This window comes from Arthrobacter sp. TJ-266 (genome assembly GCF_058269115.1).
This window is the reverse complement of sequence record NZ_JBZCNC010000003.1, coordinates 282,959-299,262: the sequence shown is the minus strand read 5'-3', so window position 1 is coordinate 299,262 and position 16,304 is coordinate 282,959. Positions and strand designations below refer to the sequence as shown.

General features: G+C 69.7%; 16 protein-coding genes and 1 pseudogene. 12 read left to right on the top strand and 5 right to left on the bottom strand.

What is annotated here, in order from left to right; all coding sequences use genetic code 11:
- The first annotated feature begins 34 nt into the window (after positions 1–34).
- From AC4D12_RS10035 to dhaM, 4 genes are all read left to right on the top strand, one after another.
- Positions 35–214: a CsbD family protein gene (locus AC4D12_RS10035; RefSeq protein ID WP_490949781.1), complete on the top strand. Its 180-nt coding sequence runs from the start codon at positions 35–37 to the stop codon at positions 212–214.
- Between the two features lie 224 nt (positions 215–438).
- Positions 439–1,440 (top strand): dihydroxyacetone kinase subunit DhaK, encoded by a 1,002-nt coding sequence (gene dhaK, locus AC4D12_RS10030; protein WP_490949780.1) that lies wholly within the window; start codon positions 439–441, stop codon positions 1,438–1,440.
- A gap of 2 nt (positions 1,441–1,442) precedes the next feature.
- The gene (gene dhaL / locus AC4D12_RS10025; protein ID WP_490949779.1) at positions 1,443–2,093 is read left to right on the top strand and encodes a dihydroxyacetone kinase subunit DhaL; all 651 of its coding nucleotides are present in this window, start codon (positions 1,443–1,445) and stop codon (positions 2,091–2,093) included.
- Positions 2,090–2,830, top strand: coding sequence for a dihydroxyacetone kinase phosphoryl donor subunit DhaM (dhaM, locus tag AC4D12_RS10020; protein ID WP_490949778.1), 741 nt, complete (start codon positions 2,090–2,092; stop codon positions 2,828–2,830). Before dhaL ends, dhaM begins: the two co-directional genes overlap by 4 nt.
- Before the next feature lie 129 nt (positions 2,831–2,959).
- Here the strand turns inward: dhaM and AC4D12_RS10015 are convergent, their stop codons facing one another.
- Entirely contained in the window at positions 2,960–4,072 is a 1,113-nt protein-coding gene (locus AC4D12_RS10015) for an HhH-GPD family protein (protein ID WP_490950121.1), read from the bottom strand.
- A 168-nt stretch (positions 4,073–4,240) separates the two neighbouring features.
- Between AC4D12_RS10015 and AC4D12_RS10010 the strand changes: the two genes are divergently transcribed.
- Positions 4,241–4,987: a hypothetical protein gene (locus tag AC4D12_RS10010; RefSeq protein WP_490949777.1), complete on the top strand. Its 747-nt coding sequence runs from the start codon at positions 4,241–4,243 to the stop codon at positions 4,985–4,987.
- 30 nt (positions 4,988–5,017) lie between these two features.
- Here the strand turns inward: AC4D12_RS10010 and disA are convergent, their stop codons facing one another.
- Positions 5,018–6,094, bottom strand: a complete 1,077-nt coding sequence (gene disA / locus AC4D12_RS10005; protein WP_490949776.1) for a DNA integrity scanning diadenylate cyclase DisA — start codon at positions 6,092–6,094, stop codon at positions 5,018–5,020.
- Positions 6,095–6,324: 230 nt separating this feature from the next.
- Positions 6,325–6,753, bottom strand: a complete 429-nt coding sequence (locus AC4D12_RS10000) for an arsenate reductase ArsC (protein WP_490949775.1) — start codon at positions 6,751–6,753, stop codon at positions 6,325–6,327.
- A gap of 272 nt (positions 6,754–7,025) precedes the next feature.
- Here AC4D12_RS10000 and AC4D12_RS09995 point away from each other — a divergent pair.
- The 3 genes and pseudogenes from AC4D12_RS09995 (at position 7,026) to AC4D12_RS09985 (ending at position 9,311) form a co-directional block, all read left to right on the top strand.
- Positions 7,026–7,309: pseudogene (locus AC4D12_RS09995) on the top strand (ArsR/SmtB family transcription factor).
- Between the two features lie 39 nt (positions 7,310–7,348).
- Positions 7,349–7,765 (top strand): arsenate-mycothiol transferase ArsC, encoded by a 417-nt coding sequence (locus AC4D12_RS09990; protein WP_490949774.1) that lies wholly within the window; start codon positions 7,349–7,351, stop codon positions 7,763–7,765.
- A 133-nt stretch (positions 7,766–7,898) separates the two neighbouring features.
- Positions 7,899–9,311, top strand: coding sequence for an arsenic transporter (locus tag AC4D12_RS09985; RefSeq protein WP_490949773.1), 1,413 nt, complete (start codon positions 7,899–7,901; stop codon positions 9,309–9,311).
- Positions 9,312–9,375: 64 nt separating this feature from the next.
- On the opposite strand, the gene radA is transcribed toward AC4D12_RS09985, so the two are convergent.
- Together radA and AC4D12_RS09975 are read right to left on the bottom strand one after the other, a co-directional pair.
- Entirely contained in the window at positions 9,376–10,761 is a 1,386-nt protein-coding gene (gene radA, locus AC4D12_RS09980) for a DNA repair protein RadA (RefSeq protein ID WP_490949772.1), read from the bottom strand.
- 62 nt (positions 10,762–10,823) lie between these two features.
- Positions 10,824–11,951, bottom strand: coding sequence for an FUSC family protein (locus AC4D12_RS09975; protein WP_490949771.1), 1,128 nt, complete (start codon positions 11,949–11,951; stop codon positions 10,824–10,826).
- Positions 11,952–12,172: 221 nt separating this feature from the next.
- Here AC4D12_RS09975 and pstS point away from each other — a divergent pair, with 221 nt between their 5' ends.
- From pstS to pstB, 4 genes are all read left to right on the top strand, one after another.
- Positions 12,173–13,291: a phosphate ABC transporter substrate-binding protein PstS gene (pstS, locus tag AC4D12_RS09970; protein ID WP_490949770.1), complete on the top strand. Its 1,119-nt coding sequence runs from the start codon at positions 12,173–12,175 to the stop codon at positions 13,289–13,291.
- 135 nt (positions 13,292–13,426) lie between these two features.
- Complete coding sequence (gene pstC, locus AC4D12_RS09965) at positions 13,427–14,359, top strand: phosphate ABC transporter permease subunit PstC (protein ID WP_490949769.1); 933 nt, start codon at positions 13,427–13,429, stop codon at positions 14,357–14,359.
- 1 nt (position 14,360) lies between these two features.
- On the top strand, positions 14,361–15,464 hold the full coding sequence (pstA, locus tag AC4D12_RS09960; RefSeq protein WP_490949768.1) for a phosphate ABC transporter permease PstA: 1,104 nt from the start codon (positions 14,361–14,363) through the stop codon (positions 15,462–15,464).
- 39 nt (positions 15,465–15,503) lie between these two features.
- Positions 15,504–16,283: a phosphate ABC transporter ATP-binding protein PstB gene (pstB, locus tag AC4D12_RS09955; RefSeq protein WP_490949767.1), complete on the top strand. Its 780-nt coding sequence runs from the start codon at positions 15,504–15,506 to the stop codon at positions 16,281–16,283.
- The last annotated feature ends 21 nt before the right edge of the window (positions 16,284–16,304 follow it).

Below are 16,304 nucleotides of genomic sequence, written 5' to 3'. Positions count from 1 at the left end.
ATGGCCGATCACCGAACTGAAGGAGGTCCGCATCATGGGACTGGATGACAAGATCGGGAACAAGGGCGAAGGCCTGGGCGGCAAGATCAAGGAAGGTCTGGGCAAGGCGACCGGCGACGAGAATCTGGAAGCCGAAGGCCACAAGGACCAGGCGTCATCGAGCATCAAGGATGCCGGCGAGAACGTCAAGGATGCGTTCAAGCAGGGCCACTGATTACTGCCGCCGCACATGATGTGAGCGCAGGACACTCGAGGGAGGGCACCCGTCACGGGGCCCTCCCTCGGGCGTTCCGGGCGGCACCGATGGCTGCGTGCGGACCTATAGGCAGGGTCAGGTGCGGGCGGTAACGTTCATCGTGGCCGGGGTGGTCCACGTGAGGCGGGCTGCAGGTCATCGACACGTCCGTAGCAGTCCGTCCAGAACCAGGAGCACCTTTCGTGAAGAAGCTCATCAATGACCCCAGAGCCGTGGTCGGCGAGTCCGTCGAGGGATTCGGCATCGCGCACGCAGACCTCGTCACGGTCCATCCGGACCCGCTGTTCATCACCCGCACGGATGCCCCCGTCCAGGGCAAGGTGGGCCTCGTGTCCGGAGGCGGGAGCGGCCACGAGCCGCTGCACGCAGGCTTCGTGGGGCGCGGCATGCTCGACGCCGCCGTGCCGGGTGCCATGTTCACCTCCCCGACGCCCGACCAGATCATCCCCGCCACGGTAGCCGTGGACGGCGGCGCGGGTGTGCTGCACATCGTGAAGAACTACACCGGTGACGTCCTCAACTTCGAGACGGCGGCCGAGATGGCGGAGGCCGACGGCGTACGCGTCCGCTCGGTCCTCGTGAACGACGACGTCGCCGTCGAGGACTCCCTCTACACCGCAGGCCGGCGAGGCGTGGGCGGCACCGTCCTGGTCGAGCGGATCGCGGGCGCCGCCGCGGAGCGCGGGGACGACCTCGACGCCGTCACCGCCGTCGCCCAACGCGTCATCGACAACGTGCGCTCCATGGGCGTCGCGCTCGCGGCCTGCACCGTGCCGCACGCCGGCGTTCCGAGCTTCGACCTCGGGGAGGACGAGATCGAGATCGGCGTCGGGATCCACGGCGAGCCGGGGCGCCACCGGATCGCGATGGAGGACGCCGACGGCATCACGCAGCGGCTCCTCGACCCGATCGTGACCGACCTCGGCCTCGCCCGCGGCGACCGCACCATCGTCATGGTGAACGGCATGGGCGGGACGCCCGCCAGCGAGCTGTACATCGTCTTCCGGAAGGTGTCCCAGCTGCTCGAGGGGCTGGGCATCACCATCGACCGCTCACTGGTCGGCAACTACATCACGGCCCTCGAGATGCAGGGGGCGTCGCTGACCGTCCTGAGGGCCGACGACGAGATGCTCGGCCTCTGGGACGCACCGGTGCACACCGCGGCACTGCGCTGGGGGGTCTGAGGATGACCGAGCCCCTCGACACCGCGTGGGCCGTCCGCTGGATCCGGGAGACGGCGCGCGTCGTCTCGGAGAACCGCGCTCTGCTCATCGACCTCGACCGAGTGATCGGCGACGCCGACCACGGCGAGAACCTCGACCGCGGTTTCGGCGCCGTCGTCCTCAAGCTGGACTCGGGAGATGCACCCGCCACGCCCTCGGCGGTGCTGAAGCTCGTCGCCATGACGCTGATGTCCACCGTCGGCGGAGCCGCCGGGCCGCTGTACGGTACCGCGTTCCTCCGCGCGGCGACGTCGCTCGGTGACGTGGAGGAGATCGACGCCCAGGCAGCGGCGACCATGATCGCGGCTGCCCGCGACGGGATCGTGGCGCGCGGCAAGGCCGAGGTGGGCGACAAGACCATGGTGGACGCGTGGACGCCCGCCGCCGAGGCGGCCGAGACCGCGGCGCAGGCCGGCGCCTCCGCCGCCGATCTCCTCGCGGCGGCGGCGAACGCGGCCCACGCCGGCGCCGTGGCGACGGAGCCGCTGATCGCGCGGAAGGGCAGGGCGAGCTACCTCGGTGAACGCAGCGCCGGGCACCAGGACCCCGGAGCGGTCTCGACCGCCCTGATCCTCTCGGCTGCCGCCCGCGCCGCCGGAGGAGAGGTGGCATGAGCGTCGGGCTGGTCATCGTCTCCCACAGCGAGAAGATCGCGGAGGGCGTCGTCGAGCTGGCCGGGCAGATGGCGGCCGACGTCGTCATCGTCGCCGCGGGTGGCGTCGACGACGGTGGGGGGACCTCACGCATCGGCACGAGCCTCGAGCGGGTGCAGGCGGGGATCGAGAGGGCGGACGGGCACGACGGCGTGGTGCTGCTGACCGATCTCGGTTCCGCCGTGATGACCGCCGAGATGGTGCTCGAGTTCCTCGACCCGTCGGTCCGCGACCGCGTGCGGCTCGCGCAGGCGGCACTCGTGGAGGGAGCGGTGGCCGCCGCGGTGCAGTCCCAGGGCGGAGGGTCGCTGGACGAGGTGGTCCGCGCCGCGGAGGGCGCCGTCGTGTCGATCCGGCCCGAGGAACTCGAACCGTTCGTGACCCACGCAGCGGCTGCACCGGGCGGACCGGTCGACACCCCCGCCGGGAGCGACGGCCCGCGAGCCGAGGGGTCGTGGACGCTACGGAACCAGATGGGTCTGCATGCCCGGCCGGCGGCCGCGCTCGCAACGGCCCTCGCGGAGCTCGACGCCGAGGTCCTGGTGAACGGCGTGGACGCGAAATCGGTGATGTTGCTCATGAGTCTCGGGCTCGGGCAGGGTAAGACGCTCACCGCGGAAGCGACCGGGCCCGACGCCCGCACCGCCGTCGAGGTGATCGGTACGGCCGTGGAGTCGGGGTTCGGCGAGCAGGCCTGACCCGCGTCCGTGACGCCGCCGGACCATTCCGTCCGGTCCGCGTGCTGTCCTGGGCCGATCACACGGCCGGTCCGCGTGCGTCGCCGGGCTCAATTGTGCAGCCGGATTGCTCAGCGTGTCGGACAGGTGTCAGCCCGGCAATGCCAGCGCGCCGTCGGACTCCTCCGCCAGGCCGTCCGCGAGGAGGCCGGCGATGGCACGGTCGAGCTGCTCCGGGGGCGCCTGCAGCGCGTGCAGCGTGGCGAGCGCCCCACCGCTGATGCCGCTGCCCGGTGCTCCGCCCCGCCCTGCGAACGTGAGCTGCCCGGCACCCGGGTCGGCACTCGGGTCGGAACCTGAGTCGGTACGCGGGTCGGAGCCCGAGCTCACCCGCGGGACGGCGCCCGGGTCAACCCCCGGGTCGGTAGGCTGATCGACGGACAGGGCGACGGGTGGTTCGGAGAGCCTGGCCCGCGGTACCGGTTCCTGCGCTTCCCTGAGCACGGCGACGATCGCCCCCCGCACCTGGCGGTCCGTCCCCGCCCACGACTGGCCCCGCGGCACGTAGGTCGGTGCGGGGCGTCCGGCCTGCACCCACGCGCAGCTGTCGATCACGGGGCAGGCGTTGCACAGCGGTGATCGGGCGGTGCAGATGACCGCTCCCAACTCCATGACGGCCGCATTCCACCGGACGGACAGGGCGTCGTCCTCGGGTAAGAGGGCGGCGGCACGCTTCATCTCCGCGCTGGTGAGCGACGGCGACGGGAGCGCCTCTCCGCCGAACAGTCGTGCGTGGACGCGACGGATGTTGGTGTCCACCACCGTCTCGCGGCGCCCGAAGGCGAAGGCGGCAACCGCGGCGGCCGTGTAGGCGCCGACGCCGGGGAGCGAGAGCAGTTCGTCGTGCGTGGAGGGGACGGCGCCTCCGTGATCGGCCACGATGGCGGTGGCTGCGGCGTGCAGACGCAGGGCGCGGCGCGGATAGCCGAGGCGGCCCCAGTGGCGGACCGCCGTGCCGGAGGGTTCGGCAGCGAGATCGGCGGGAGTGGGCCACCGTTCAAGCCACTCGCGCCAGACCGGCAGCACCCGGACCACGGGGGTCTGCTGCAGCATCACCTCGCTGACGAGGATGCCCCAGGGCGAACACCGCTCTTCCCGCCACGGTAGATCCCGGGCTGTGGAGGCGAACCATGAGGTGACGCGGAGGTGCAGGTCCTCGAGCGTCGCGCCGGTGGTCCCGGTGGTCCCGGTGGTCTCGGCCATGCCGGTCGGCGTAGCCGTGCCGGTCGACGTCGCCGTGCCGGTGGAACGAGCCGCGCGGATCGAGGTGGCCGCGCCGGCACCGGCCGTTCCTGGAGTGATCATCCTGAATACTCTAGCCACCGGCGTGGTGGCAGCCTGAATGCGGGCACCGCTCCCTAGCCTTGATGCATGGCATCGACGGGCAGTCCTCACTTCGACCCACCCCTGCGCGGCGGGCGGCGGCCGAGTCAGGCCGTGTACCGCAGGCGGCGCCTCGTCGCCGTCGTCCTGCTGCTGCTCCTGCTCGCGGGTCTGGCCGTCGGTGCCGCGACGCTCGCGGGTGCCTTCGGTCCGGGGGCGCGCGGCACCGAAGCGGCTGCCCCGACCTCCTCCGCGACGGACGCTCAGGCACCCACCCCGGACACGACGGCCCCACCGTCGGCTGCGTCGACGCCATCTCCGACACCGACACCGACACCGTCGCCGACCGCCGCATCCCCGTCCGCAACCCCGACGCCGTCCGCCACTCCGGCGCCGTCAGCGACGGCCGCCGGCTGTGCGACCGCCGTCGTCGTCGAGGCCGAGACCGACAAGCCCAGTTACGCGCCGGGGGAGGAGCCCGTGCTCTCACTCGTGGTGCGGAACACGGGCACGGAGGCGTGTGAGGTGAACGTCGGCACGTCGCAGATGGAGTTCGTGCTGACGAGCGACGGCGAGCGGGTGTTCTCCTCGGTCGACTGCCAGGCCGATTCGCAGGACCTCCAGCAGACCATCGAACCCGGCGGTGAGGAGCGCGCCACGTTCGACTGGTCGCGCACCAGGACGGTGCCGGAGTGCACGGTCGTCGACGAGGAGCCCGCGCCCGGCGAGTACACCCTCACCACGCGGCTCGGCGCGCGGAGCAGCGAGCCCGTCGGGTTCACCCTGCAGGAGTGAGCGGCCCGGCGGGGCCACCCGGTGGCAGGGCTACATGAAGCGGTCGAGGAGGCTGGTCTCCGCGATGCGCGAGAGGCCCTCCCGGACGGTCCGGGCACGCTGTTCGCCGATGCCGTCCACCGCCATGAGGTCCTCGATGTTCGCAGCCATGAGGTTCTGCAGCCCGTCGAAGTGCTCCACGAGGCGGTTCGCGACCGCGGGTGGCACGGCCTTGATGCCCGAGAGCAGCCGGTAGCCCTTGGGCTGGATCACCGCTTCGAGGGAGTCGGCCGAGGGGTTGAAGCCGAGCACGCTGGCGATGGTGCCGAGATCGATCAGGTCCGTGGAGCTGAAACCCTGCAGGGTCGCCGCGCGCTCGTCGAGCGGCGCGGTGCTCGAGCCGAGGTCCATGTAGTCCCGCAGCACCATCTCGGGACCGGGGCCGAGGCCCGTGGTCAGTTCCTCCACCTGCAGCGACAGCAGCCGGCCGTCGACGCCGAGTTCCAGGACGTACTGCGAGATCTCCTCGGAGATACGGCGGACCATCTCCTGGCGCTGCAGTGTGACTGCGACGTCGCGCACCGTGACCATCGCCTCGATCTCGAGTGCCGACAGCGAGTTCGTCACCTGGTCGAGCCGCGCACGGTAGCGCTCGAGGGTCGCCAGCGCCTGGTTCGCGCGCGCCAGGACGGGCTCGGAGCCCTCGAGGACGAATCGCAGGCCGTCGATGTAGAGGGCGATGATCTGCATGGACTGGCTGACGCTGATCACGGGCAGGCCGGTCTGCTTGGCCACGCGCTCGGCGGTCCGGTGGCGTGTGCCGGATTCCTGCGTCTCGATGGTGTGGTCGGGCACCAGTTGGACGGCGGCGCGGAGGATCCGGCTGGCGTCCTTGTCGCACACGATCGCGCCGTCCATCTTCGCCAGCTCGCGAAGGCGCGTGGGGGAGAACTCGATACCGATGTCGAACCCACCGGAGCAGATGGAATCCACGGTGCGGTCGAAGCCGAGCACGATCAGCGCGCCGGTGCGGCCGCGCAGGATGCGTTCGAGGCCGTCGCGCAGCTGCGTTCCGGGGGCAACCCGGGCGAGGGTGGCTTTGAGCGAGTCCTCCGGACTGCGGACCATGGGCCTATCCTTTCGCCGCACACGCCGTCGGGGACCCGGCACGGACGGGCGGTCGGCGTCGTCGTGCTCCAGGAGAGGATGGCCGGGGCTGCGGACGGGCCGCGCAGCCAACGCAATACTACTGGCGGTGGCGGGACCTCAGCGCCGGGGCGCGTCGCAGATCGGTAACGTCGACGGCACGACGACGGCGGCCGGCCCCGTGGGACGTGCTGAGCGCACAGCCCGCCGGGTCACGCGTTGGAGGGAAGCAGTTCGCCGATCGGCACCTGGACGCGGCGCTTGATCTCGTCGCGAATGGGCCGGACGGACTCCACGCCCTTGCCCGCCGGGTCCTCGAGCACCCAGTCCTCGTAGCGCTTGCCCGGGAAGTACGGGCATTCGTCGCCGCAACCCATCGTGACCACCACGTCCGAGGCCCGGACGGCGTCCGTGGTGAGGATCTTCGGCGTCTCGGCGGTGATGTCGATACCCTTCTCCCTCATGGCCTCGACGGCCGAGGGGTTCACCTGATCGGCAGGCTGCGACCCGGCCGAGAGGACATCGATGCGCCCTCCGGAGAGGTGGCTCAGGTACGCCGCAGCCATCTGTGAGCGGCCTGCATTGTGGACGCAGACGAAGAGGACCGAGGGCCTGACGGCTTCAGCTGAGGCGGTGGTCATGGGGATCCTTCGGTGGCGGGCGCGCGCCGTACTCGGCGTTCCCGGAGGTCGATCGGTGGCGGTCCGAGTACGCGCAAACGTATCGATGAGTGTCAATGCGTTGGTATGCTGGGCGTATGACCACTGTCTCCGCGGACGTCGCAGAGCGCGCCTCCGATGCGCTGTCCTCCGACGCGCTGTCCTCAGATGCGTCGTCCTCCGCTGCGTCGTCCTCCGCTGCGTCGTCCCTCGCTGCCGAGGAGCGCTGCTGCGTGCCCTCGGGTGTACAGGCGATGAGCCCCGAGCGGGCCGACGCACTCGCCAGGCAGTTCAAGGCGCTCGCCGACCCGGGCGGCTCCGCCTGGTCTCCCTGATCTCGTCGAGTGCCGGGAACGAGGCATGCGTGTGTGACCTGACCGGCCCGCTCGGCCTCGGTCAGCCCACGGTCTCCCATCACCTGAAGGTCCTCGTCGACGCGGGCATCCTGCACCGCGAGAAGCGCGGCGTGTGGGCGTACTTCTCGATCGTGCCCGGGGCGCTCGACTCCCTCGCGCATGTGCTGACCGAAAATCCCTGAGCCCTTTCAGTCTCCACCGACACCCCGAAGCGAGAACACGTGACTCCTCAGGCCCGCCCGTCCGTCCTGTTCGTGTGCGTCAAGAACGGCGGCAAGTCGCAGATGGCCGCCGGTCTCATGGCGAAGGTCGCGGGTGCGTCCGTCCTCGTCGACTCCGCCGGCACCGCACCCGGCTCCGCGGTGAACGCCCTCTCCGCCGAGGTGCTCGAGGACGTCGGGGTGGACATCCGAGCGAACACGCCCCGGAGGATCACGGCCGAGGACCAGGCACGGGCCGACGTCGTCGTCCTCCTCGGGGCCGAGGCGCAGGTCGACGCGGTCGAAGGCCCGCGGTACGAGCGCTGGGAGACCGATGAGCCCAGCGAGCGCGGCATCGACGGCATCGAGCGCATGCGCCTGGCACGCGACGACATCCTCGCCCGCGTCACCGCCTTACACGCCTCCCTCACCACCTGACCGACCGCTTCCCACTCCCGCGTCGCCGTGCCCGCGGGAGGTGGTCCGTCATGCGTGGACGGTTTCCTCCCGTGCCACGGCATCCTCGCCTTCCTCTCAGCCCTTCCTGCCCTCCTGTAAGGAGCCCTGCGCCATGACCGGTATGACCGTGGTCGCCGTCCTGATCTTCCTCGCCACCCTGACCCTCGTCATCTGGCAGCCGCGGGGTCTCGGCATCGGCTGGTCCGCGCTCGGCGGGGCGGTCGCGGCGCTGCTCACCACGGTGGTGAGCCTCTCCGACGTCCCGGTGGTGTGGGACTTCGTGTGGAACGCGACCTTCGCCTTCGTGGCGATCGTGATCATCTCGCTGATCCTCGACGAATCGGGCTTCTTCACCTGGGCCGCACTCCACGTCGCCCGCTGGGGGCGGGGCAACGGGCTGCTGCTGTTCACGCTGATCGTCCTGCTCGGTGCCGCGATCTCCGCGGTGTTCGCGAACGACGGCGCCGCCCTGATCCTCACGCCGATCGTCATCCAGATGCTCCTCGCCCTCGACTTCCCGGCTAAGGCCTCGCTCGGCTTCGTGATCGCGTGCGGATTCATCGCCGACGCGGGAAGCCTGCCGCTGGTGGTGTCCAATCTCGTGAACATCGTCACCGCCGACTTCTTCGACATCGGCTTCGCCCGCTACGCCGTCGTCATGGTGCCCGTCGGCATCGTGTCGGTGGCCGCGAGCCTCGGCGTCCTGCTCCTGTTCTTCCGCCGGGCCATCCCGCGCCACTACGACGTCGGAGACCTCGCCCGGCCGGGCTCCGCCATCACCGATCCGCTGACCTTCAGGACGGGCTGGGTGGTGCTCGGAATCCTCCTGATCGGCTACTTCGCAGCGGAACCGCTCAGCGTGCCGCTCTCGGCCGTCGCGGGCGTCGGCGCGGTGGTCCTGATGCTCGTGGCCTCCCGACAGCCCGGGTTCCTGTTCGCCCGGTCCTCCGGAAGCGCCGCGGCGGGAGCCACCGGGGCGCCGGGACCCTCGAGGGCCACCCCGACGGCCCCGGACGGCACCGCCCCGGCGCGCGCCATCTCGGTACCGCGGATCCTCCGGGAAGCGCCCTGGCAGATCGTCCTGTTCTCCATCGGGATGTACCTCGTGGTGTACGGGCTGCGGAACCAGGGCCCCACGGACGAGCTCGCGGGCGTCTTCGCGGGCATCGGCTCCCACGGTGTCCTGATCACGGCACTCGGTGTCGGGGTGATCGTGGCGGTCCTCGCCTCGCTCATGAACAACCTCCCCACCGTGCTGATCGCGGCACTGGCCATCGGCTCGGCCGGAGCGACGGGGCTGACGCAGGAGGCGATGATCTACGCGAACGTCATCGGGTCGGACCTCGGGCCGAAGATCACGCCCATCGGCAGTCTCGCGACTCTCCTGTGGCTGCACGTGCTCGACCGCAAGGGCATCCACATCGGCTGGGGTCAGTACTTCCGCACGGGGATCGTCCTCACGCTGCCGGTCCTCGTCATCACGCTGGTGGCCCTGGCCGGGTGGCTCACCGTCGTCGGGGTGTAGGCGCGGACGAACGGCTGTGCGGTCGCCGAGATGGGCCGGGCGGCCGCGTCAGGAGAGGCTCGGGTCAGAAGAGGATCGCGAGCGCCTCGGCCAGCGTCGACACCTCGCGCACCGAGAAGCCTTTCGGCACGGGCCCGGTGCCGCCGGGTGAGGCGGGCACGATCGCGTGGGTGAAGCCGAGCCGCTCCGCCTCCTGGATGCGCCGGCCGATCCCGGGCACGGGGCGCACCTCGCCTGCGAGGCCCACTTCGCCGAACGCGATCAGCCGCGCCGGCAGCGGGTGGTCCGCCTTCGCCGAGGCGATGGCGAGGGCGACGGCGAGATCCGTCGCCGGCTCGGTCAGCCGAACACCGCCGACGGTCGCGACGTAGCTGTCGTCCTTGTGGAGGCTCAGCGAGGCCCGGCTCTGCAGCACCGCCAGAAGCATGGCGACCCTCGAGCTGTCGAGCCCGCTCGTGGCACGCCGCGGCTGTGAGTTCGGTGATTCGGCGAGCAGTGCCTGCACCTCGGCAAGCAGTGGTCGGCGCCCCTCGAGGGTCACGGTGATGCACGTACCGGAGACCGGGTCCTTGGTCCGCGAGACGAACAGTCCGCTCGGGTCGGCAAGCCCTTCGATCCCGGCGTCCGTCAGGTCGAAGCAGCCAACCTCGTCCGTGGGGCCGTAGCGGTTCTTGATGGCCCTGAGCAGCCGCAGCCGGGAATGGCGCTCACCCTCGAACTGGCAGACCACGTCCACGAGGTGCTCCAGCAGTCGCGGGCCTGCGATGGAGCCGTCCTTGGTGACGTGTCCCACGAGCAGGGTGGTCATGCCGCGGGCCTTCGCCGCGCCGATGAGCGACGCCGCGACCTCGCGCACCTGGGTCACCCCGCCGGCGCTGCCGTCCACGGCAGCGCTGCTGAGCGTCTGCACGGAGTCCACCACCAGGAGGGAGGGGTCGAGCTTCTCCACCTGACCGAGGGCCTGGCCGAGGTCCGTCTCCGCGCTGAGGTAGAGGGAGTCGGCGACGGCGTCGATCCGATCCGCGCGCAGCTTCACCTGCGCCGCGGACTCCTCGCCCGTGACGTAGAGGACGTCCTTGCCGAGCCGGGCCACGCGCGCGGCGACGTCGAGCAGGAGCGTGGACTTGCCGACACCCGGTTCGCCGGCGAGCAGGATCACGGCGCCCGGCACGAGGCCACCGCCCAGCACGCGGTCGAGCTCGTCGATCTTCGTGGGCTGGAAGCCCGAGAGGGTCGCGTCGACGTCGGCGATCCGGCGCGCGGGCGTCGTCACGGCGGTGGCCGCCGTCGTGCGCGCCGTCACCTGGCCCGCCTCCTCGACGGTGCCCCATGCCTGGCACTCGCCGCACCGGCCCACCCACTTCGCCGTGGTCCAGCCGCATTCCGCGCACCGGAAGTTGGGGAGGTTGCCGCGGCCCGAGCGCGCGGTGGTGGAGGTCTTCGTGGCCATGGTGTCAGGCTACCGGCGGGTACCGACGATCCTGGGTGGCAGGTACCGCTGTGGAGTAGGGGTCAGAGCCGCGGCATGTAATCGGCGGCGTCCTCGTGGGAGAGGCCCGTCGCCTCCAGCAGGTCCACGACCAGCGGCCGGAGCAGCAGCACCAGGCCCTCGCCCTCAAGCCCGCTGATCCGCAGGGTCTGGGGGTGGAGGTCCGTGGCCACGGCGGCGAGCTCGTTGCGGGCCTGCCGGAGGTTGAGGCTCCGCTCTGTCGAGTCCCGGGAGGACAACGCGCGGCTGAGGGTGTCGACGGCGTCCGCGGTGTCGTCGATGGACTGCCCGAGGGTCTCGATCTCGTCGTCGGACAGGGCCGTGTGGTTGATGGCGGAGGTCAGCCGCCGCGAGAACACCCTGCTGTTGCGGATCGCGAGGTCGATGGACTCGACCGCACTGCGCAGGTCGCCCAGCTCGTCCCGGTGACGCCGGTAGGCGGGCGAGAGGCGTGCCACCTCCTGCGCGGCGCGCATGCTGCCCGTCAGGCCGTCGAGCTGCGATTGACAGTTCCGGGCGCGGACGAGTGCGTGCCAGGCCATGGTCGAATCACTCTCACGGAGGGCCGAGGCGCTCTCGCGCAGCACGGCGGCCAGCTCCCCGAGGAGCCCTCGGACGTTCGTCTTCGGCTCCCGGCGGGGGTCGCGTGGCAGCAGCATCGTCACGATCAGCGCGAAGAGTCCGCCCACGATCGCGTCCGCGCTGCGCGTGAAAGGACCCCCGTCGGGAGCCGGGAGGAGCACCACCAGTAGCGACTGCAGGCCCAGCTGTGTGGTGAAGATGGTGCCGCTGTCGAGGAAGCGTGCGAGGAGGATGGAGACGAAGAGGACGACGGCGGCCTGCCAGAGCCCTGTACCGAGGACGTGCAGGAGCAGATCGCCGAGAGTGATGCCGAGGGTGCAGCCGATGGCCACCTCGAGTACCCGCCGCAGGCGTGGATCACGCGAGAACCCGAGGGCGATCAGCGAGGACGTCGCGGCGAACAGGGGGCCGTCGTGGCCGAGCACGTACTCGGCGAAACCGTATGCGCCGACGGCACAGATCGTCATTTGCAGTGCGGTGACCACCGAGTTGGCGCTGCGCCGTGATCCCACTTGTAAGCGAGTGCGCAAAAAGGCGAGGGCAGTGACGACTCCCTGACGCGGCGGCATGCCCCCAGTCTAGGAGGTGCCCTTCAGGAGATCTTCGTCTCATTCGCAAGCGCGGATCGGCCGCACCGGGCAATGGTTGTGCGCTGTTCACCTTTCGTTAACGTCTGCCGGTCAGTCTCTTTACCTGCACTGCCTAACTTCGGGATGTACCCGAAGAGGTACCTCTCTACCGAGCGCCGTCCTGCGCTCCGATTAACATTCCCTGGAAGGGGCACAATCTCGTGAAGGCACTTCGTTTCGGCCGCGCTGCGGCAGTATTTTCCATCGCAGCGTTGGCATTGACAGCATGCGGGTCTGACAACGCGACTGGCGAGCCGGCAGCATCCGGAGCCCCTGCGTCCGAAGGCGCTGCAACTGTCAGCGGAAACCTGACCGGCGCAGGATCATCGGCCCAGAACGCTGCGATGACCGCGTGGCAGGAAGGGTTCTCCTCGGCAAACGACGGCGCGACCGTCCAGTACTCGCCGGATGGCTCCGGCGCAGGCCGTGAGGCCTTCCTCGCCGAGGCCGTTCAGTTCGCCGGCTCGGACGCCTACCTGGACGACGAGGAGTACGCCGCCTCGCAGGAGATCTGTGGCCCCGATGGCGCCATCAACATCCCGGTCTACGTCTCCCCGATCGCAATCGCGTTCAACCTCGAGGGCGTGGACGAGCTCAACCTCGACGCACCGACCATCGCGTCGATCTTCCGCGGGGAGATCGCCACGTGGGACGACGAGGCCATCGCTTCGCAGAACTCCGACGCCGAGCTTCCCAGCACGCCGATCACCGTCGTTCACCGTTCGGATGACTCCGGTACCACCGAGAACTTCACCGATTACCTCGCCGCAGCGGCACCCGATGTCTGGACCGACGAGGCCGACGGCGCCTGGCCGGCAGAGCTCGTCGCGGAGAACGCCCAGGGCACCAATGGCGTGGTTTCCACCACGACGAGCACCGATGGCGCGATCACCTATGCCGATGCTTCCGCCGTCGGTGACCTCGGCACCGTAGCGGTGCAGGTCGGCGAGGAGTACGTGCCGTACAGCCCCGAGGCCGCCGCCGCCGCCGTCGACGTCGCAACCCCTGTCGAGGGCCGGTCGGACGTCGACATGTCCCTCGAGCTCGAGCGTGATACCGAAGAGGCAGGCACCTACCCCGTCGTCCTCGTCTCCTACCACATCGTCTGCAGCACCTACGAGGACCAGGAGACCGTCGATCTCGTCAAGGCTTTCGAGTCCTACGTGGTCAGCGAAGAGGGCCAGCAGACAGCTGAAGGTTCCGCCGGCAACGCGCCGATCTCGGAGACCGTCCGCACGGACGCCCAGACCGCCATCGATTCGATCACGGTAGCGTCCTAGTCGATGTGTACGCCCCGCCGGGATCCGCTGGATCCGGGCGGGGCGTGCGCCGTCCGCGGTACGATCCGGTTCTCACCGGCTCCGCGATCCTGATCCAGGCGCGTAGCGCCCACCACTCGCTCTGAAGGGTTCCCCGTGTCGACCAACACTCTGGCCAAGAGAGAGGTGGGAGGTAAGTCCGGAGACAAGGTCTTCTCCGGGGCCACCCTCGCCGCGGGCTGCCTCATCCTGGCAGTCCTGTTCGGTGTCGCCCTGTTCCTCGTCATCCAGGCTCTGCCCACGTTCAGCGCCGACCCCACGGACATCACCGGTGGAGAGGGCTTCGGCACCTACATCTTCCCGATCGTCGTCGGGACAGTCATCGCGGCCGCGATCGCGCTGCTCATCGCGACCCCCCTCGGCATCGGCGTGGCGCTCTTCATCTCGCACTACGCGCCTCGGCGCCTGGCCATGGGCTTCGGGTACCTGATCGACCTGCTCGCGGCCATCCCGTCGGTCGTCTACGGAGCCTGGGGTTATGCAGTCCTTGCTCCCCTTCTCGCCTCCGGGTACGGCTGGCTCGCCACGAACCTCGGCTGGCTGCCCATCTTCGCCGGCCCGGCGAGCCAGACCGGCCGTACCATCCTCACGGCGGGCATCGTGCTCGCGGTCATGGTGCTCCCCATCATCACGTCCCTCAGCCGTGAGATCTTCCTGCAGACGCCCACGCTCCACGAGGAAGCCGCGCTCGCCATGGGCGCCACGCGCCTCGAGATGATCCGGATGGCGGTCCTGCCCTTCGCCCGCGCAGGCATCGTCAGTGCCGCGATGCTCGGTCTCGGCAGGGCCCTCGGTGAGACCATGGCCGTTGCGCTCGTGCTCTCGGGAGGCGCCCTCGGGGCCAGCCTCATCCAGTCCGGCAACCAGACGATCGCCGCCGAGATCGCCCTCAACTTCCCGGAGGCGTTCGGGCTGCGGCTCAGCGAGCTCATCGCAGCCGGCCTCGTGCTCTTCGTCATCACCCTGGCGGTCAACATCATCGCGCGCTTGATCATCAGCCGCCACAAGGAATTCTCGGGAGCCAACTGACATGAGCAGCTCAACTCTTGAAAAGCGGAAGTCGCAGCTGACGAAGGGCAGGATGCCCTCGTACGTGGTCTGGGTGGTGCTCGCCGCCGCCGTCGTCCTCGGTGCGGCCGCTGCCGCCGTGATCGGCTTCAACGTGTTCCTGTGGGCCTTCCTCGCTGCCGTGTTCTTCATCATCGGCGCCACGGTGGTCACCGCCGTGAAGGAGGGCGGCCGGAAGGCATCGGACTCCCTCATGACGTACCTGGTGTACGGGTGCTTCATCATCGCGCTCCTCCCGCTGCTCTCCGTCATCTGGACGGTCCTCGAGCGCGGCCTGCCCGGGCTCTCCTACGACTTCTTCTTCACCTCGATGAATGGCGTCACCGGCGCGACCGACAACGCCTCGAAGGAGACCGGCGCGCCGGTGCTGGGCGGCGCTTACCACGCGATCGTCGGGACGCTGCAGATCACCCTGTGGGCCACGCTCATCTCGGTGCCGATCGGTCTGATGGCCGCCGTGTACCTCGTCGAGTACGGCACGGGCGGCACGCTGGACCGCGCGATCACCTTCTTCGTGGACGTCATGACCGGCATCCCCTCGATCGTCGCGGGCCTGTTCGCCGCAGCCTTCTTCGCCCTGCTCTTCGGTCCGGGCACCAGAACGGGCTTCGTGGCGGCGGTCGCGCTGTCGGTGCTGATGATCCCGGTCGTGGTGCGCTCCACGGAGGAGATGCTGAAGATCGTCCCGAACGAGCTGCGCGAGGCGGCCTACGCGCTCGGCGTCCGCAAGTGGCGCACGATCGTGAAGGTGGTGGTGCCGACGGCGATCTCCGGTATCGCCTCTGGCGTAACCCTCGCGATCGCGCGCGTGATCGGTGAGACGGCGCCTATCCTCGTCACGGCGGGCTTCGCGAGTTCCATCAACGTCAACGTCTTCGGTGGCTGGATGAGCACCCTCCCCACGTTCATCTACTACCAGATCCTCACGCCCACCTCCCCGACGAACATCGACGCGAGCACCCAGCGCGCCTGGGCGGCGGCGCTGATCCTCATCGTGATGGTGATGCTCCTCAACCTCGTGGCCCGTCTGGTCGCCCGGGCGTTCGCGCCCAAGACCAGCCGCTGATCCGCGGCCTGCCGCCCGACCCGAAACGATAAGGAAAGAATGTCCAAGCGAATCGACGTCAAGGACCTGAACGTCTACTACAGCAAGTTCCTTGCCGTGGAGGACGTCAACATCAACATCGAGGCACGCTCCGTCACGGCGTTCATCGGCCCCTCGGGCTGCGGCAAGTCCACGTTCCTCCGCACCCTGAACCGCATGCACGAGGTCATCCCCGGCGCGCGCGTCGAGGGTGAGGTGCTGCTGGACGGCGACAATCTCTACGACTCCGCGGTGGACCCGGTGACCGTTCGTGGCCAGATCGGCATGGTCTTCCAGCGCCCCAACCCGTTCCCCACCATGTCCATCCGTGACAACGTGCTCGCCGGCGTCAAGCTCAACGACAAGCGCATCAGCAAGTCGGACGCGGACGCGCTCGTCGAGAAGTCGCTGCGGGGAGCCAACCTGTGGAACGAGGTGAAGGACCGCCTGGGACGTCCCGGCTCCGGTCTCTCGGGTGGCCAGCAGCAGCGCCTCTGCATCGCCCGCGCCATCGCCGTCTCGCCGCAGGTCATCCTCATGGACGAGCCGTGCTCCGCGCTCGACCCCATCTCGACGCTCGCGATCGAGGACCTCATCAACGAACTCAAGGCCGAGTACACGGTGGTCATCGTGACGCACAACATGCAGCAGGCAGCACGCGTGTCCGACCGCACGGCGTTCTTCAACATCGCCGGGACGGGCAAGCCGGGCAAGCTCATCGAGTACGACGACACCACCACGATCTTCAACAACCCGAGTATCAAGGCCACGGAGGACTACGTCTCCGGTCGCTTCGGGTAAACCCCTGACGCACTGCGGCAC